Here is an 18,411-nt window from a genome sequence, read left to right as displayed (position 1 = left end):
AGGCCCGGGTCCACGGCGGATGGCTGGTTGTTCGTTTGCTCCGCAACGCGCAGCTGGCAGGTTCTCGCGATAACTTTTGTCGTCTCGTCCTGCGCGCATCGCTCCGTCCCACCCGTTTGTGGCTGCTTTGTCCCCACTCCGCGGACCTCATGAGCGGCGGGCGTCGCCATGCATTCCACGCACCGGGCACGCTCCGCGAGCGCTGGCGTAAGATGCCGGATACAGGGGGCGGTCGCCAAAAGCCCGCCCAGGGGACGAAAAGGGGATACGGGTCCGGAGCGCCCCGGGTAATCGCGCCGCCGGTCGAGGGCGCAGGGGCGTGCTAACGGCTGTCGGGGCGATCCGGGTGGAACAGGGCGAACGGGTAGTGGAGCGTGCGGACTCGAGTCGGGACGCGGCCAGCCGCGCGACCGCACTGGGCGAGCTGCAGTCGCGTTTCTACCAGAGCGTTGCCGAAACCCTCGTTCGCCTGCGTACCCCGCAAGGTCAGGATGACCGCCTCGCGCTGGCCGAAGTCGTGTCGACCTTCGCCACCACCCTGCAATTGCCGTTGGCCTGGGTCGGCTGGCGTCCGCCGGGCGCCGGGGACATCGCCGTGCTGGCCGCGGCCGGATCGGCGACGGATCGCGTGGAGCGCGCGCTGGCTGGCGCATTCGCGCCGGGCCACGCACCGGACGACCCGTTCGATCTGTCGCAGCCGATCGGGCAGCCGCGCGTGGTGCGTGGCGCCGCGGAAGCCGCTGCCGAGGGCGATTCCGCGGCGGCGTGGTACCAGGGTCTGTTGCCCGGTGTGTCGGTGGTCATGGCCACCCGCGATGGCGGACACCTGGTGCTGACCGCCTGCACCGGCGATGCGCCGGAGGCATTGCTCGAAGACATCGCCGCGTGGCTGCCGCGACTCGCCGACGAGCTGGCGCGGTTCTGGGACCACCGGGCCGTGGCCAAGCGTGAGCGACGTATCCGCCGCTACCGTGATGCCCAGCGCACGATTCAGCGCGCGCTGCTCGAACAGCCGGACCCGGACGCGGTGTATCGCACCCTGGCCCAGTCGCTGGTGGGGATCGCCGGCGCCGCAGCGGTGGATGTGCATGTGGTCGACGGCGATGACCGGGCGCTCCGCCGCGTGGCCCTGGTCGGTCCGATCGCCGAGGAGCTCGCCGAGTTGGCCCCGGCCCTGCCGCCCGATGGCGTCAGGGTGCCCCTGCCGATCCTCGCGTTGCGCGAGCGCAGGCCGCAGATCCGCATCCGTCCGTCCCAGCGCGACGACATGTCTCCGGTCTGGCGGCAGGGCGTGCTTTCCAGCATGGGCGCCTGCGGCTGTTGGCCGATCGTCCTGTCCGATCCGGGTCCCGGGTCCGCGGCGAAGTCGTTTGGCGTGTTCAGCTTGATCACCATCGAGCAGGACGCATTCGACGAGGAGATGTGCCACCTGCTCGACGAACTGGCCGAAGTGGCCGGGCTCGCGTTGCACCAGCATGAGCGTCGTCGCGCGCAGATGGAGGAGCAGCAGCGGCAGACCTACCTGGCCATGCATGACGCGTTGACCGGGCTGCCGAACCGCCGCGCGCTGGACGTGCACCTGGAGTCCGCCCTCGAGCGTGCCGAGCGCAGCGGGCGGCTGGTCGCCGCGGGCATGCTCGACCTGGACGATCTCAAGCCGATCAACGACCGCTTCGGCCATGCCACCGGCGACCTGCTGCTGGTGGAGGTGGCGCGCCGGTTGCGCGGTGCATTGCGGCCGGACGACTACGTCGCCCGGTTGGGCGGCGACGAATTCGTGATCGTCTGCGAGGGCCTGCGCAGCGCCACCGAGATCGAACCCCTGCTCGATCGCCTCTGGGTGGCCCTGCACGAACCCGTGCGGGTCGAAGGAGCGGTATTCGAATTGGCCGCCAGCCTGGGCATCGCGTTGTTCCCGGATCACGCCACGGCCGACAGCCAGCAACTGCTGCGCCGCGCCGACCAGGCGATGTATCAGGTAAAGGCGCGCAAGCGGCAGCGCGACCGCTGGTGGTCGACGCCGGCGGCGGCTGGCGCCGGGCCTGCGGAATCGCACGAATTCGAGGGGCGCGCCCAGTCGCCGTACGGAAATCAGGCCGAGACGCTGCTCGAATCGTGGTCGCCGCTGGCCGAACCGCTGGTGCCCGAGCTGGTCGAGGCCTTCATGGGCGAATTGAGTGCACACGAAGGCATCGCGCGGCTGTTCACGGTGTTGCCACACGGCGACCGCATGCTGCTGGCCGGGCGCTTCACCGAGCATGTGCGGTTGCTGATCCGGCCCGGACTGGACATCGAGTCGCATCGGCTGCAGGCGGCCCGCGCGGGCCGCTTCCACGCATCCGCCGGACTGGAAGAAGTGTGGCTGCTGGAGAGCTTGGAACGGCTGCGCGACCTGATCGCGCAACACCTGGGTGGCCTGCCGGTTGCCGACCGTCGTCCGCTAGGCATCGTGCTGCAGCGGCTGGGCCTGGAGAGCCAGTGGCAACTGGAAAGCATGCGCGAATTGCAGCGCGAGCGGGTTGCGCTGCTGGCGCGGCTGAATGCGCTGGCCTGGTCGGCCGACGGCTACCTGGAGCTGATCCAGGGCATGGTCGACGCGTTGGTCGAGCATAGCGAGATCATCTCCTGCGCGGTCGGGCGCCCCGATAGTTCCGGACAGCTGACCTACGAGGCGGTCGGCGGCGAGGCGTTTGCGCAGTACCTGAGGCAGCTGGCGCGTGGCGAGGCGGCGCCGATCCGGGTCAACGCGGACAGCCCGGAAGGCGGTGGACCCAGCGGGCGCGCGTGGCGCACCGGCCTGATCCAGCGCTGTCGGCACTACGGCACCGATCCGGCGATGGCGAGCTGGCGCGACCCGGCACTGTCGATCGGCATTGTCTCCAGCGCGGCGCTGCCGCTGTGTCCTGCGCCACCGGCCACGTCGGCGGTACTCACCCTCTACAGCGGCTATGCCGGAGGCTTCCAGAGCGAGGATCAGCAAGCGTTCGTCGACCAGCTGAAAACCCTCCTCGACCTGGCCCTCGCGCGCCTCGCGCCACCACGGCCTGGCACCGAACTGCTGCCGTTCTTCGTGCGTGAGCGCTGGCGGGCTTCGATCGCCTCCGACGCCTTGCAGGTGCATTACCAGCCGGTCGTGCGCCTGGGTGACGGCAGGGTCGCCGAATTGGAGGCGCTGGCGCGCCTGCGGGACCCGGACGATACACTGTTGCCGCCGGCGCGCTTCCTGCCTGCGCTCGGCGACGACGACCTGCTGGCGCTGTTCAGGCAGGTGCTGTCGCAGGCGACGCGCCAGCGCGACGTGCTGTTCCGGCAGGGGCATGTGGTCGACGTGTCGGTCAATACGCCAGCCGCGGCGCTGGAGGACCCGCGCTACGCCGAGGCGGCGGCCGCGGCGATCACCGAAGGACATTGCCCGGTTGGCGCGCTGCTGCTGGAAATCCTCGAGTCGCCGATGGGTGGCGAACACAGTGTGGCGTCTGGCATGGCCGGCATGCAGTCGCTCAAGGCGTTGGGCATACGTCTTGTGGAAGACGACCTCGGCGCCGGCTACAGCTCACTGATCCGCCTGCGCTACTGGCCGTTCGACCGGGTCAAGATTGACCAGGGAATCCTGCGGCAGGTGGCGGACGACCCGCTGCGCACGCTGCGCTTCGTTCGCCAGCTGATCCGCCTCGGCCACGACCTCGGGCTCGAGGTGGTGGTCGAGGGCCTGGAGACGCCTGGGCTGATCGAGGCTGCCCGGTGGCTGGGGGCAGACATGGGGCAGGGCTACGCACTGGCACAACCCATGCCGCCCGACGATCTGACGGGCTGGCTGGGCGCCTTCCGCTGGGAATGTGACGCTGCCCGCCCGGCCACCGCACTGGGTGCCTTGGCCAGTGCCCTGCTGTGGGAAGAGCAATTGCTGGTACTGCCGTCGGGGCCCGAGTTCTGGCGGCATCACGCCGAGAATGGCTGTGCGACCGGTCGATATCTCGACGCCGCGCTGCCGGGACGCCCCGGTCTGCAGTTGGCGCACGCCGCCCACGCGATGATGCACGCTGCTGCCCTGGCCGGGCCGCACGATGCGCTGTATCACGAGCAGCGCGCGCGCTTCCTGGACCTGCTGATCGAGCAGGTCCGGCTGGAGGAACAGCCGCGCAACGGCGCTACCTGAGAGGATTCGCCCAGGATCTCGCCGATCGTCGGCAGGCGACACCGGAGCGTGACCGCTCGCTTCATTTTGGGTTTGTCACTTCGAACGCCTGTTGCGCCACCGGCTTGCCGTCCAGCGAGATCTGCACGCTGTACCTGCCCGCCGGCCAGCGGTTGGGGTTCCGCACCTCGAAGGTGGTGACGGCGGGACCGTCGGTGGAGACCGCTTGGCTCAGTTCGTTGACCAGCACGCCCTGGCCTTCCAGGTAGCGCCAGCGCGCCTCGAGCAAGGCATTGGCGGTGCGTCCGGTGGTGGCGACGCTGGCGTAGATCACCGGCGTGTCGTCGGCGAAGCGGCTGGCGGGCGTGGTCACCGCGTAGCCGGCATCGATCGCGCTGCCCAGTGTGACCGTGGCGACGCGGAAGGAATCGTCGCTCGCGGCGGCCTTGCCCGTGCGCGCGGCCGAGGCGGGTGCCGTTACTGCTGCGGCGGGCGCGGCATGGCCGGAGCCAGCCGCCTTGCTGCTGTGGGCCGCGGCGGGGCCCGTCCTGGACGGGGTGGCGACCGGTTCGACCGGCGTGCTGTCGTGGTGGTGGCAGGCGGAAAGCCACGCGATGGTGCAGCACAGGACGAGCGGTGGGGCGAGGCGGTGCATGGCGGTGTCCCCGTGGTCGCGGCATCACGCCGGGCGAGAGGCCGTTGCAGGCGAGTGCCCCGAGGCTAGCGCCTGCGTTCTGAAGCGCCGGTTACTGCCGGGCGCCGCGCGGGTTGCCGGGAGTGTCGCCCGGTACGCTGCTGCGGAACGGATTGATGTCCAGGCCGCCGCGACGCGTATAGCGCGCATACACGCTGAGCCGTTCAGGCATGCAACGTGCCATCACGTCCATGTAGATGCGCTCCACGCACTGCTCGTGGAACTCGTTGTGGGCGCGGAAGGAGACGAGATAGCGCAGCAGGCCCGCGCGGTCGATCGGCGCGCCGCGGTAGGCGATCTGCACGCTGCCCCAGTCGGGCTGGCCGGTGACCGGGCAGTTCGAGCGCAGCAGGTCGGAGACCAGGGTTTCCTCGACCACCGCGGCGCGGGTGTCCGCGTGCAGGTAGTCCGCCTTGGGCGGGCCGTAGTCGTCGATGGTCACGGGCAGGGCGTCGATGGACTCGCCTTCGAGATCGGCGAAGGCATGCGCGGTGCAGCGCGCGGGGTGCAGGACCACCCCCACCACGTCGCCTGCGGCGGCGCTGAGGTCCTGCTGCAGCAGGGCGCGCAGCGCCGCCGCATTCGCCAGTGGCTCCTGCGCGAAGCCGTTGAGGTAGAGCTTGAACGACTTCGACTCGATGATGTTCGGCGTGGCCGCCGGCACGCGGAACTCGGCTACCGCCACCTGCGGCTTGCCTTGCATGTCCAGCCACGACAGTTCGTAGGCGTTCCAGATGTCGGTGCCGTGGAACGGCAACGGCGTGCCCACGCCGATCTCGGCGCGCTTTGTCGCGCGGGGAATCGGGAACAGCAGCGTGCGGTCGTAGCGGTCGGCGTAGGCGGTGGACTTGCCGAGCGGGGAATGGTCGGGCGTGCTCATGCGCACATTCTAGGCGGTGCGGACCGTCGCACGACCAACACCCCTGGGTCGGGAATCCTCCCGACAGGGCTTGGGGCGGGCCGGGGCCGACCCCGGTCTGTGCCCGGCTTCTGTACTACGGCCGGGCCGTCGACGGTGACTTCTGGCCTATCCGCCCGCACGCGCCGGTTTCCATAATGGACGGGCCTCCCCACGCGAAGACTTCGATGAAGAACCCGATCCCGGCCCGCCGCGCGGCGGCCGCCCTGGTCACGCTGTTTGCCGCCGTGGCCGCTGCCCTGTGCGTGCCGGCCTTCGCCCAGGACAAGAGCTCCCCCTTCGATCCGCAGGCGCTGTTCGCGCCGCTGTCCCTGCCGCAGCCCGCCAACGCGTTCCGCGACGGCGCCGGCAAGCCCGGCCCGGCGTTCTGGCAGAACCGCGCCGACTACGACATCAAGGCGCGCATCGATCCGGCCACGCACAGCCTCGCCGGCGAGGAGACGATCACCTACACCAACCACAGTCCCGACGCGCTGGACGAGCTGTGGCTGCAACTGGACCAGAACATCTACAAGAGCGATTCGCGCGGCGCGCTCACCTCGCCGTGGCCGAGCAAGCCCGGCCAGTCCACCGACGGCTACCGGCTCGACGCGGTGGAAGTGGACGGCAAGCCGGTGCACTACCTGGTGGACGACACCCGCCTGCGGGTGGATCTGCCGACGGCGCTGAAGGCCAAGGGCGGCCAGCTCAAGCTGCACATCCGCTACCACTACACCGTGCCAGGCACCTGGGGCGGCCGTACCGCGGTGACGCCGACGAAGAACGGCGACATCTACGAGATCGCGCAGTGGTTCCCGCGCATGGCGGTGTATGACGACATCCGCGGCTGGGACACGCTGCCCTACCTCGGCCAGGAGTTCTACCTCGAATACGGCACCATCGACTACGCGGTGACGGTGCCGTGGAACTGGATCGTGGAAGGCTCCGGCCAGCTGATGAACCCCGGGCAGGTGCTGACCGCCACCGAGCGCGCGCGCCTCGCCGAGGCCGCGAAGAGCGACTCTACCGTGTACATCCGCAAGCCGGAGGAGGTGAACGACCCGGCCTCCCGGCCGACGCGCAGCGGCACGCTCACCTGGCGCTTTCGCATGGAGCACACCCGCGACGTGGCCTTCGCCGCATCGCCCGCCTTTGTGTGGGACGCCGCGCGCATCAATCTGCCCGACGGCAAGCACGCGATGGCGATGTCGATCTACCCGGTGGAGGGCGTGGGCGCCGACAAGTGGAACCGTTCCACCGAATACGTGAAGGGCGCCATTGAGCACTTCTCCTCGAAGTGGTACCCGTACCCGTGGCCGGTGGCGGTGAACCTCGGCGGCCACGGCGCCGGCATGGAATACCCCGGCATCGTGTTCGACGGCTACACCGACAGCGGCAAGCCGCTGTTCTGGATCACCGCGCACGAGATCGGCCATACCTGGTTCCCGATGATCGTGGGCTCGAACGAGCGCCGCCACGCCTTCATGGACGAGGGTTTCAACACCTTCATCGACGTGTACTTCTCCGACGCGTTCGAGGGGGGGAGGTTCGGCCCCAAGCGCGACAGCGAATACGCGCCCAAGGGCGGCAAACCGGTGGACGAGATCCTGCCGCTGCTGGCCGATCCGGATGCGCCCACGCTGATGGCGCACGCCGACTCGGTCAGCGAGAAGTACCGGCACTCGCTCTCCTACTTCAAGGGCGCGCTGGGCCTGGTCTTGCTGCGCGAGCAGATCCTCGGTCCGGATCGTTTCGATCCCGCCTTCCGTGCCTACATCCGCACCTGGGCCTACCACCATCCCACGCCTTCGGATTTCTTCCGCTTCATGGACAGCGCCGCGGGCGAGGATATGTCGTGGTGGTGGCGCGGCTGGTACATGCACAACTGGCAGCTCGATATGGGTATCGCGGGGGCCGGCTATGTGGACAAGGACCCGGCCAAGGGCGTAGTCGTGAATCTCGTCAGCAAGCAGAAGCTGGTGATGCCCGCCACGCTGCGGGTGGACTACGCCGACGGCACGCACCGCGATATCCGCGTGCCGGTGGAAGCGTGGCGCTTCAGCGCCACGCCCAAGGTCACGCTGGATACCAACAAGCCCATCGCGAAGCTGGAGCTTGATCCCGACCACAAGCTGCCCGACGCGGACCGCTCCAACAACAGCTACGCCATGCATTGAAATCCGGCACTCCGGAAATACAGGGGCCCACCCCGTGCGCGAAAGCTTCTGGCTTCGATCAAGCGCCAGGGCCATCGCGCACAGGGCGCGCTCCTGCCACGGGGTTCAGCGATTCACGTGCGCCATGCTCGCCGTCGCGTAGCGCGCGCCGGCCACCGCCTCGGGCGGAAACACAGCGTCGATTGCGGTGAGGTCGTCGCCCGACAGTGCCACGTCCAGCGCGCCCAGGTTCTCGTCCAGCCGCGAACGCCGCTTGGTACCCGGGATCGCCAGCACGTCCTCGCCCTGCGCCAGCACCCAGGCCAGCGCCAGCTGCGCGGGCGAGCAGCCCTTGTCGGCGGCGAGCGCCTTCACCTTGTCCACCAGCGCCAGGTTGCGCGCGAAATTCTCGCCCTGGAAGCGGGGGCTGGAACGGCGGTAGTCGCCGGCCTCGAAATCGTCCGGCGAACGGATCGCGCCGGTGAGGAAGCCGCGGCCCAGCGGCGAGTAGGCGACGAAGGCAATACCCAGCCGGCGGCAGGCGTCGAGCACGCCGTTTTCCTCGGGATCGCGCGTCCATAGCGAGTACTCGCTTTGCAGCGCGGCGATGGGATGCACCTTGCTGGCGCGTTCCAGCGTGGCGGCGGAGGCTTCGGACAGGCCGAGGTGGCGCACCTTGCCCTCGCGCACCAGCTCGGCCATCGCTCCCACGGTCTCCTCGATCGGCACGCTGGGATCCACGCGGTGCTGGTAATACAGGTCGATGGTCTCGATGCCGAGCCGCTTCAGGCTGCCCTCGCAGGCGGCGCGCACGTAGTCCGGGCGGCCGTTGACGCCGCGCGCCTGCGGATTGCCCGGGTCGCGCACGATGCCGAACTTGGTGGCGACGAAGGCCTGCTCGCGGCGCCCCTGGATTGCCTTGCCCACCAGTTCCTCGTTGAGGTGGGGGCCGTACATGTCGGCGGTGTCGAGCAGGCTGAGGCCGCGGTCCAGCGCGTGGTGGATGGTGGCGATGGATTCGGCGTCGTCGCGATGGCCGTAGAAATCGCTCATGCCCATGCAGCCGAGGCCGAGGGCGGAAACCTTGGGACCGTTCTTGCCGAGCGTGCGGGTTTGCATGCGGGTGTGCTCCGTGGGGTGGCTGTCGCTGAAGGTGGCACCATGCTGCGCCGTGGTCGTTGTGGGATAAATACCTAATAATCGCCATCACCATTCCATTGCCAACAACAATCATGGATCGCCTGGACACCATGCGGCTGTACGCGCGGATCGTCGAACTGGGCAGCTTCACCGCCGCCGCCAACGACCTCGACCTGCCGCGTGCCACCGTCACGAACGCCATCAAGCGGCTGGAGGCGCGGCTGGGCGCCCAGTTGCTGCAGCGGACCACGCGTTGCCAGCGGGTCACCCGCGACGGCCAGGCCTACTACGCGCATTGCGTGCGCCTGCTCGCCGATCTCGACGAGGTGGAGGCCGATTTCCGCGGCGCCGCGCTGAAGCCGCAGGGCCGCCTGCGCATCGATGTGCCGGCCACGCTGGCGCGCCAACTGGTGATCCCTGCGCTGCCGGAGTTCTGCGCGCGCTTCCCGGAGATCGAGCTGGACATCGGCACCAGCGACCGTTTCGTGGACCTGCTGCGCGAAGGCGTCGACTGCGTGCTGCGCGTGGGCGAACTGCCGGACTCCGGCCTGGTGGGGCGCCGCGTGGCCACGCTGGCGCAGGTCACCGTGGCCAGTGCGGATTACCTGCGCCGCCACGGCAGGCCGGCCACGCTGGCGGACCTGCAGCAAGGCCATCTCGCGGTGAACTGGGCGTCGCCCACCACGCGCCGGCCGGAACCTTCGCTGGAGTTCGTGGTGAACCGCCGTCGTCGCGAAGTCAGCCTGCCCGCGCGCATCACCGTCAGCGGCGTGGATGCCTACCTGGCCTGCTGCGAGGCGGGGCTGGGCATCGCGCAATTCCCGCGTTACCGCGTCGCCGGGCTGCTCGCCGCAGGCAGCGTGCACGCAGTGCTGCCCGACCTGCCGCCGCCCGCGCTGCCGGTGCATGTGCTGTACGCGCCGCAACGGCAACTGCCTGCGCGCCTGCGCGTGTTCGTGGACTGGCTGGTGGAGCTGATGGGGCGGCAGGGCTGAGTCGGAAACGCCCCGCCCCAGTCCTCCCCGACGCACAAGTGGAAGGTCACGACGTGCGCGGCAGCACCGGCCGCGGGGCACAGGTACCCATGGTCTCGCTGCTGAGCGGGGCCCCGGTGGCGAGCAGGGCGGCGCGCTGCTCGGCCAGCGGCAGGCGCAGCGTGCAGTCCTCGTAGCGGGCCAGCTTCTGCAGCGCCGGCTGCGACTGCACCAGCGCCACCAGCGCGGCGGTGCGCGGCCAGCGCGCGGCGTCGATCTCGTAGCGCACGAAGGATGCGGTGCGGAAGTAGCTGGCGATGCTGAGGTCCGCGATCGAGAGCGCGCCGAAGATGAAGCCGTCGTCCGGCAGCTGGGTTTCCAGGTAGTCGATCGCGGCGGGGATCTCCACCTCCAGCGCCTGCGTCACCACGGCCTCGTCGGGCGGTTCGTGGAACACCCGGCGGCGGATCGAACGCTGGTAGAACAGCCGCCAGATCAAGCCGTCGGCCAGCCGCGTGTCGGCGTATTCCTCCAGCCAGCGCGCGCGGGCGCGGTCGGCGATGTCGCGCGGGTAAAGCGATGGCGTGGGGTGGCGATCCTCCAGGTACTGGCAGATCACCGAGGAATCGTTCAGCACCAGCCCGTCGTCGATCAGCACCGGCACGCGTCGCAGCGGGCTCAGCCGCGCGAAGTCCGCGTTGCCCACGAATGGCGGCATCGGGTCGATCTCGTAGTCGAGTTCCTTCAGCTCCAGGCAGACCAGCACCTTGCGCACATAGGGCGATAGGTAGCTGCCGATCACCTTCAGACCAGACATCGCGTCGCTCCGGCAGGCGGGATGCGGGAAGCGTGCGGGGTGGCGGTGCCGGCGTCAATTGCCGCCGGCCCCCTGCCGCGGTGGCTGGCGCGGCGGGCAAGGCTGCCTTCGCGCAGGCGGGCTTCGGCTGGGATGACCGGCCTCGGTCGTTCCGGAAGGGGACGGAAAGCCCACCCTCCCGCCGCAGGCAGCCCGGCCGCTGCCGGCCGGGGTGGCGATGTTGCGTCGCCAGATGACAGATTGTCGCAGGCATGGGTTAACTGGACGCCAGCCGTACCGTCGGGGAACGGCAGCGGAGGTCGGGCATCATCGTCATGGCTCGCATATACGCTGACAACGTCGTGTTTCTGATGCGTCCGGGCGAGACGTCGCGGCGGCGCGTGGAGTACATGCCGGAAACACGGATTCCGCGGTCCGGCGAACAGGGCGCGCCCAGCCACCGCGCGAGTCCGTGCACGAATGCCCCGCAGGGATACAGCCATACCCTGGCGCCCCGGCTTGCCGTGCAAGGCGAAGCCCGGCAGTACCATGAAACGCCCGCTCGCCGCGCTCCCCTGCACTGGGTGCTGCTGCTGGTGGCGGCCTGCGTATTGCCTATGGCGGCGCTCACCTGGCGGGCCGTGGCGCGCCAGGCCTCGCTGCAGCGCTACGCCACCGCCATCGGCAGCCAGCGCACGCTGCCGCTGCCTGGGGGCGGTTCGGCCCTGCTGGATACGGCGACATCGGTCAGCGTGGCCGCCGACATGGCGCAAGCGGTGACGCTGGGGCAGGGGCGCGCGCAATTCGATCCGAACGGGCAGGCCATCAGCGTGCATGCCGGCGGCGGCATCGTCCGCGCATCGGCTGGTCGCTTCCAGGTCAGCCGGCTGGCGGACGCGGTGCGCGTGACCGCGCTGGCCGGCACCGTCACGGTGCAGCTGCCGGCCGGCGAAGGACAGGCGACGCTGCGGCCCGGCCAGCAGGTCGACTACGGCTACGGCCGCCTGGGCAGCGTGCAGCCGGCGGACCTCGCCGCCGCGCGCGGCTGGACCCGCGGCGAACTGGTGTTCCACCGCCGCAGCCTCGCCGAGCTGGTGGCGGCGATGAACCGCTATTCGGATACACGGCTGGTGATTGGCGATGCGGCCCTGCGCAACCTGCCGGTCAGCGGCGTGTTCGAGGCGGCCGATCCGCTGGCGCTGGCGCAGGCGCTGCAGCGCAGCCGCCTGCTGCGGGCCGTCCGGGTGGGGCCGGACGAGATCCGGCTGCAACCGGCGGCGCGCTGAATCCCCCGTTTCCCTCCCCTTGCGTGCGGTGCATGCCAGCATGCACCGCCAAAGTCGCCTCAACCTTTGGCAGGGGTGCCGAAGGTCATGGCGCGCTAGCATCGGGCGTTCGCGCGACGGCGCGAAGGTCGCCACACCAGAACACCCGCCTTCCGAAGGGGACATGACAATGCATTCAACGATCGGCAAGACACGCCTGGCCGGCGCACTGGCAGCGGGGCTGCTGGCCTGCGCCACCGGTGCGATGGCGCAGGGCCGCACGCTCACGGCCCAGGATTACGCGCGCGCCGAGCGCTACATGAGCTACAACACCGCGCCGCTGGTCGACCACGACGTGCAGCGCGTCAAGTGGCTGGACGATACGCACTTCTGGTATGTGGATCACGACGCCAGCGGTGACCACGTGATGACCATGGACACCGCCACCGGCAAGGCCGCGCCATCCTTCGACCAGGTCAAGCTGGCCGCGGCGTTGAGCAAGGTCACCGGCAAGCCGGTGGCGGCGGACAAGGTGCCGGCCCGCGGTTTCGATTTCAGCGTGCAGAAGGACGGCCGCTACGACATCGGCCTGATGGGCAAGCACTACGTCTGCGATCTCGGCGGCGCCGGCGAGTGCACTGCCAAGGCCAAGCCGAAGACTGGCGACGAGCCTGGCATCGTCTCGCCCGACAAGACCAAGGAGGCCTTCGTCCGCGACTGGAACCTGTGGGTGCGCGACCTTGCCACCGGCAAGGAGACCCGGCTCACCACCGACGGCGCGAAGGACTTCGGCTACGCCACCGACAATGCCGGCTGGATCCACACCAACCGCGCGGTGCTGAACTGGTCTCCGGATTCGAAGAAGATCGCCACCTACCAGCAGGACCAGCGCGGCGTGGGCGAGATGTACACCGTGCTCACCAAGGTCGGCCATCCGGTGCTCGACGCGTGGAAGTACCCGCTGCCGGGCGACAAGAAGGTGTTCATGATCGAGCCGGTGGTGATCGACGTGGCCACGGACAAGGTGGTGCGCCTGCAACTGCCGCCGCAGCAGCGCCTGTCCAGCCTGTGCGACGACATCAGCTGCAGCAGCGACGGCCACTGGGACGACCTGAAGTGGGCGCCCGACAGCAAGACCTTCGCCATGGTCAACAGCTCGCGCGACCGCAAGCAGGTCTGGTACCGCGTGGCCGATGCCGATACCGGCGCCGTGCGCACTGTCTTCGACGAGAAGGTGGCGACCTATTACGAAAGCGGCATGGAACACGCCAACTGGCGCTACCTGCCGGATTCCCACCAGGCCATTTGGCCGTCGGAACGCAACAACTGGCAGAACCTCTACCTGTACGACACCAACACCGGCAAGGAGCTGCACCCCATCACCAGCGGGGACGGCAACGTCATCGATGTGCTGCACGTCGATCGCAAGGCGCGCGAGCTGTGGTTCGTCGGCACCGGTCGCGCGGCGGGCGTGGATCCGTATTTCAAGCAGTTCTGGAAGGTGGGCATCGACGGTGGCAAGCCGGTGCTGCTTACGCCCGAAAACGCCGACCACACCATCAGCATGTCGCCCGACGGCAAGACCTTCGTGGACAGCTGGTCCACTGTCGCCACGGCGCCGGTCACCGTGCTGCGTTCCAGTGACGACGGCCATGTCATCGCCACCGTCGCCAGGGCCGACATCTCGCGCCTCAAGGCTGCCGGGTGGGTGCCGCCGATTCCGTTCACGGTGAAGGCGCGCGACGGCAAGACGGTTCTCTACGGCCAGATGTTCAAGCCGAGCAACTTCGATCCAAGCAAGAAGTACCCGATCATCGACTACGTGTACCCCGGCCCGCAGACCGGCTCGGTACGCAGCCGCAGCTTCATGCCGGCGCAGGGCGACAACCAGGCGCTGGCCGAGCTGGGTTTCATCGTGGTCGCGCTCGACGGCATGGGGACGCCGTGGCGCAGTGCCAGCTTCCACCATACCTGGTACGGCGACATGGGCGACAACACCCTGCCCGACCAGGTCGCCGGCATCAAGGAACTGGCGCGGCGCTACTCGTGGATCGACATCAACCGCGTGGGCATCTGGGGCCACTCCGGCGGCGGCAACACTACCGCTGACGCGATGTTCCGCTATCCCGACTTCTTCAAGGTCGGCTGGGCCGAGAGCGGCAACCACGACAATCGCGTCTACGAGAACGACTGGGGCGAGAAGTACCAGGGCCTGCTGGTGACCAACAAGGACGGCAGCACCAGCTACGACAATCAGGCCAACCAGGACATGGCAAAGCGTCTGAAGGGCCATCTGATGCTGGTGCACGGCACGATCGACGACAACGTGCCGATCGAGAGCACCTATCTCGTGGCCGAGGCGCTGATCAAGGCGAACAAGGACTTCGACATGCTGATCATCCCCAACGTCCACCACGGTTACGCGGCTTCCACCCCGTACGCCACGCGCCGGCGCTGGGACTACTTCGTGCAGTACCTCGCCGGCGACACGCCGCCGAAGGAGTACGAGCTGAAGAAGTGGCCGTGGTTCTGATCGTGGCGGATTGATGGAGCAAAGCGAAAGGCCGGGGCGCGAGCCCCGGCCTTTCGCTTCATGTGGCCTGCGTGCCGCAAGCCGGCGTCAGGTCTTCTTGCCGGACTTCATCGCGCTCTGCGCCAGAGTTTCATCGATCAGCCGGTTCATGTCGCTGTCCGCCTTGTGGGCGGCAGCTTGAAGCTGCCGATCCAGGGCCGCCTGTTGCCCGTCCATCGCCGCCTGCCGGGTATCGAGCGCATGTTGGCGCTGCTGCGCTTGTGCCTGCAGCGCGGCTTGCCTGGCCTGCAGGGCCTCCCGCTCTGCCTCGATGGCCTGTCGCTGTGCGGACAGGCCTTGGCGCGCGCTTTCCGCGCCGGCTTGTTGCGCATCGGCTGCGCGGCTGGCTTGTGCGGCGGCGAGATTGGCCTGCGCGCGGGCCAGCTCGGCTTGGGCGCGCGCCATCGCGGCCGATTGCCGGGCGATGTCGGCATCCCGATTCGCCATGGCGCGCTGCTGCGAAGCGAGGCCGATCTGCCGGTGCGACAGTTCCGCCAGCGGCGCCCATATCTGCTGCGCACGCGCGATGGTGGCCGGATCTTGCGTGAGCCGGGTCTGGTTGCCGCGACGGATCCATAGCAGCGGGCCGCCTGTCTTGGATAGGTGCTTGATCGTGGCGGCATCGGTCGGAGTGCCGCGTACGACGAGGTGGTTGCCATCGAACAGTGCGTAGCCTTGCTTCGCGCCTAAACGGATATCCACATCGACACTGCTGGCGTGGAAGCCGAAGTCGGGCGCAGGGGGCGGGAGCGGAACAGGCGGTGGCATAGGCGGCGCGGGCGGCGGCGGCAGGTGCGGCTCGGGTGGGGCCGGCGGCGGCGGGGGCGGCGGCGGCAGCCAGGTCGAGCCGGCGACTGCAGGAGTGTTGAAGGACGCGGCGTGATCGGTTGCCACGACGCGGTACGGCAGCACACCGGCCAGCGCGACCAGCGCAACCAGCAGCCAGCTGCGCGCAGGCGGCATGGCGGTGGAGTTCTGTTGCAACATGACGAGTCGCCTCTTCAGGTTGTGGAAGGTGGGGGAGGCGCCGGCGAGGCCGGCGTGCAGCGGGTGGGCCACGCCCAGCTGCAGCAGCAGGCGGCCGTAGTCCTGCGGCGCGGCGCGTTGCTGTGCCAGCGCCAGCGCGTCGCAGGCCGCCTCGCGGTTGAGTGCGTATTCGTGCATCGCCCAGCGCAGCAGCGGGTGGAAGTACAGCAGTCGCGCCGCCAGCGCGGGGATCCAGCCCAGCAGCAGATCGCCACGCTTGAGGTGGGCGAGTTCGTGGGCCAAGGCCAGCGAGGAATCCTCGGCGTCCAGCGCGGCGTGAGCCGGCCACAGGACGACCGGGCGCCAGCCTCCGCTGACCTGGGGCGAGGCAATGTCGGGCGAGACCAGCACCACGGGTGCGCGCGGCAGACCGAGCCTGCGCGCCTGCTGCGTGCAGCGAGCCTGCAGGGCGAGATCCGTCGCCGCCGGTCGCGCGGCGCGGCGCAGCCGGCGCGCCTGTCGATGCTGGCGCAGCAAGGCGGGCGCCTGGGCTAGCAGCAGGGCCAGCCACAAGGCGGCGAGTGCCACGCGCCAGTGCATGGCCAGCCAGCCCGGCGCGGCTTCCGCGCGCGCCGCGCTGGCGATCTTAGATCCCGCCGGCAACGTCTCGGGGGATGCGGCCGTGTGCGCGGCGCCCGCTTCGGCGGGAACCCTGCCCGCGGCTTCGATCACGGGGGCGTCGCGCTGCGGGGCGGCGGCAACGGCGGTCGCGGCGACCGGCGGCGCCAGCAGCGGCAGGCGGATCGGCGCCTGCCAGGCCAGCCCCAGCAGCACCTGCAGGCCGACCAGCCACCACAGCGCGCATCGCGCGGCGGCGGGCAGGCGCGGGAAGGCGCGGAGGAGCAGGGCGATCGCGCCCACCAGCACGATCGCCTGCAGCGAGGTCCAGGCGAGGCGTTCCAGCAGCAGGGCGGCAAGATGATCGGGCGTCGTCATCTCACTTCTCCTTGCGTGTGGTCTTGAGCTGTTTCACCAGCGCCTGCAGCTCGGCCAGCTCGTCGTCGCTGACCTCGCCGCGCTCGGCCATCCACGCCACGAACGGCGAAACCGACCCGCTCAGCGTTTTTTCCACGAACTGGCCCACCGCGCTGCGCATCGCCTCGCCGGGTCCGGTGGCGGTGCTGTAGCGGTAGATGCCCTGGACCTGGCGGCGCTTGAGATACCCCTTGGCGCGCAGGCGCTCCATCATCGTCAGCACGGTGGAGCGGGCGAGGCCCTGCGCCTCGCCGAAACCGGCAACCATCTCGCCCACCGAGACGGGCTCGTTCGCGGCGAGATGGCGCAGGAGGGTGAGTTCCTGGTCGCCGATGGAAGGCCTGGGCATGCGGGTTCACCTGTATGACTACACGTGTCGCCAAGCTACGCCTGACGACAAGTGTAGTCAATAGGGTGCGGCCGGGTTCCTCAGCGGCGTTGCCCAGCCTCAGGCGAGTACCGAGGCGGCATCCACGATGAAGTGCGCAATGATGTTGACCCACAGGTTGCGCCGCCACAGGTACAGCAGGGAAAACGCCAGTCCGCCGACGGCGACGATCAGCTCGTGGCTCCAGCCCCAGTAAGTCACGTGGTCGATGGTGAACACGGCGAGGGAAAGCAGCAGCGCGACGGCGCGGCTGCCGCTCAGCTCCTCGATCCGCTGCATCGCATAGCCGCGGAACAGCACTTCTTCGGAAACCGCGGCACGCACGGTCGAGATCAGGCGCCACCAGAAGGGGGTGGCCATCAGCGCGCTGCCGTTCGCCGTTGCGGCAACCGAGTCACCCAGGTGCAGCGCAGGGAGAATGAGGAAGTACATCGCGCCCAGCACCGCAAGCACCACCGCGCCGGCCGCCACGCCGATCAGCGTGTTGCCGGCGCCGGGCGGCCGGAAACCGATGGACGACAGCGGCCTTCGTTCGATCTTGCGCACGTAAAGCAGCATCGCCGCGATGTAGATCCACCAGATCGCCTCGTTGCCGAGCAGGTGGCCGACCCCCGCGAACTCGTGGTCCCAGGTGCTGAAGGGCAGGCTGACCGGGCCGAGCGCAAGCAGCAGGCCAGCGAGGATGATGGCCCATCGGCGCTTCTCGGCCGGCCGCGCAGGGATGAGCAGGGTGGACATGGAAGATCCTTCGGTTGGGTGCGGGGTTCAGGTGCCTGCGCGCGGTTTGCGCGTGCTGCTGGCGATGCCGATGAAGCGGTCGAGCGCCTGCGAGGTCCGCTTGCGGTCGCCGGTGCTCATCAGTTCGAGGAACAGGCCGTCGAACACCGCGACGCACAGCGTGGCGAAAGCAGGGTCGCGCCGCGGCGCCGGGAGCATCGTGAGGATGAGATCCGACCAGTTCGAGGCGTTGCGCTGCAGGTACTGGGCGTAAGTGTCCGGGCTCTGGATGGCGAGGATCTGCAGCTCATAGAGCAGCTTGAGGTAAGGGTAGTTGCGCTTGGCGGTGGCCCATTGCCAGAGCAGCTTGAGTGGCTGCGGTTGAGGTTCCGATGTGCCAGGCGCAAGCATTTGCGCGAAGGACTGGCGTACCCGCGTCTGCATGGTTTCCAGGACCTCGGCGAGCAGGCCTTCCTTCGTCCCGAAGTGATAGATGAGCAGGCGGGCGCTGGTGCCGATGGCCGCGGCGAGCGGGCGCAGCGACAGGTCGGCCAGCCCGCGTTCGAGCAGGTGGGCAATGAGGGCGTCGACGAGTGCATCTTTGCGCGTCTGCATGTAACGAACGTTACGTGTAACGATCGTTACATGTCAAGCGGGAGGGGCGCCGCGACGCCG

The 18,411-nt window shown here is 69.2% G+C and carries 13 protein-coding genes; 5 read left to right on the top strand and 8 right to left on the bottom strand.

Annotated elements, in window-relative coordinates:
* The first annotated feature begins 319 nt into the window (after positions 1 to 319).
* Entirely contained in the window at positions 320 to 4,156 is a 3,837-nt protein-coding gene (locus AC2EWF_RS07685) for an EAL domain-containing protein (RefSeq protein WP_483638768.1), read from the top strand.
* 61 nt (positions 4,157 to 4,217) lie between these two features.
* Here AC2EWF_RS07685 and AC2EWF_RS07680 read toward each other — a convergent pair whose 3' ends face one another.
* Both AC2EWF_RS07680 and queF read right to left on the bottom strand, forming a co-directional pair.
* Positions 4,218 to 4,790, bottom strand: a complete 573-nt coding sequence (locus tag AC2EWF_RS07680) for a hypothetical protein (RefSeq protein WP_483638767.1) — start codon at positions 4,788 to 4,790, stop codon at positions 4,218 to 4,220.
* Between the two features lie 91 nt (positions 4,791 to 4,881).
* Positions 4,882 to 5,709: an NADPH-dependent 7-cyano-7-deazaguanine reductase QueF gene (queF, locus tag AC2EWF_RS07675; protein WP_483638766.1), complete on the bottom strand. Its 828-nt coding sequence runs from the start codon at positions 5,707 to 5,709 to the stop codon at positions 4,882 to 4,884.
* 206 nt (positions 5,710 to 5,915) lie between these two features.
* On the opposite strand from queF, the gene AC2EWF_RS07670 reads away from it, so the two are divergent.
* Positions 5,916 to 7,904 carry a M1 family metallopeptidase gene (locus AC2EWF_RS07670; protein WP_483638765.1) on the top strand — a complete coding sequence of 663 codons (1,989 nt, stop codon included), beginning with the start codon at positions 5,916 to 5,918 and terminating at the stop codon, positions 7,902 to 7,904.
* Positions 7,905 to 8,009: 105 nt separating this feature from the next.
* Here AC2EWF_RS07670 and AC2EWF_RS07665 read toward each other — a convergent pair whose 3' ends face one another.
* On the bottom strand, positions 8,010 to 9,002 hold the full coding sequence (locus AC2EWF_RS07665) for an aldo/keto reductase (protein ID WP_483638764.1): 993 nt from the start codon (positions 9,000 to 9,002) through the stop codon (positions 8,010 to 8,012).
* 113 nt (positions 9,003 to 9,115) lie between these two features.
* On the opposite strand from AC2EWF_RS07665, the gene AC2EWF_RS07660 reads away from it, so the two are divergent.
* The gene (locus tag AC2EWF_RS07660; protein WP_483638763.1) at positions 9,116 to 10,018 is read left to right on the top strand and encodes a LysR family transcriptional regulator; all 903 of its coding nucleotides are present in this window, start codon (positions 9,116 to 9,118) and stop codon (positions 10,016 to 10,018) included.
* 46 nt (positions 10,019 to 10,064) lie between these two features.
* On the opposite strand, the gene AC2EWF_RS07655 is transcribed toward AC2EWF_RS07660, so the two are convergent.
* Entirely contained in the window at positions 10,065 to 10,814 is a 750-nt protein-coding gene (locus tag AC2EWF_RS07655) for a glutathione S-transferase family protein (RefSeq protein ID WP_483638762.1), read from the bottom strand.
* Between the two features lie 314 nt (positions 10,815 to 11,128).
* On the opposite strand from AC2EWF_RS07655, the gene AC2EWF_RS07650 reads away from it, so the two are divergent.
* The gene (locus AC2EWF_RS07650) at positions 11,129 to 12,079 is read left to right on the top strand and encodes a FecR family protein (protein ID WP_483638761.1); all 951 of its coding nucleotides are present in this window, start codon (positions 11,129 to 11,131) and stop codon (positions 12,077 to 12,079) included.
* Positions 12,080 to 12,248: 169 nt separating this feature from the next.
* Positions 12,249 to 14,591 (top strand): S9 family peptidase, encoded by a 2,343-nt coding sequence (locus AC2EWF_RS07645; protein ID WP_483639129.1) that lies wholly within the window; start codon positions 12,249 to 12,251, stop codon positions 14,589 to 14,591.
* An 87-nt stretch (positions 14,592 to 14,678) separates the two neighbouring features.
* Here the strand turns inward: AC2EWF_RS07645 and AC2EWF_RS07640 are convergent, their stop codons facing one another.
* The 4 genes from AC2EWF_RS07640 to AC2EWF_RS07625 form a co-directional block, all read right to left on the bottom strand.
* Complete coding sequence (locus AC2EWF_RS07640; protein WP_483638760.1) at positions 14,679 to 16,592, bottom strand: M56 family metallopeptidase; 1,914 nt, start codon at positions 16,590 to 16,592, stop codon at positions 14,679 to 14,681.
* A 1-nt stretch (position 16,593) separates the two neighbouring features.
* On the bottom strand, positions 16,594 to 16,980 hold the full coding sequence (locus AC2EWF_RS07635) for a BlaI/MecI/CopY family transcriptional regulator (RefSeq protein WP_483638759.1): 387 nt from the start codon (positions 16,978 to 16,980) through the stop codon (positions 16,594 to 16,596).
* A gap of 99 nt (positions 16,981 to 17,079) precedes the next feature.
* Positions 17,080 to 17,757 (bottom strand): CPBP family intramembrane glutamic endopeptidase, encoded by a 678-nt coding sequence (locus AC2EWF_RS07630; RefSeq protein WP_483638758.1) that lies wholly within the window; start codon positions 17,755 to 17,757, stop codon positions 17,080 to 17,082.
* Positions 17,758 to 17,784: 27 nt separating this feature from the next.
* Entirely contained in the window at positions 17,785 to 18,351 is a 567-nt protein-coding gene (locus AC2EWF_RS07625) for a TetR/AcrR family transcriptional regulator (RefSeq protein WP_483638757.1), read from the bottom strand.
* Positions 18,352 to 18,411 lie beyond the last annotated feature (60 nt).

Source organism: Rhodanobacter sp. sgz306013, from assembly GCF_057031145.1.
Note: the sequence above shows the minus strand (reverse complement) of the source record. Positions and strands in the feature narration are given on the sequence as shown.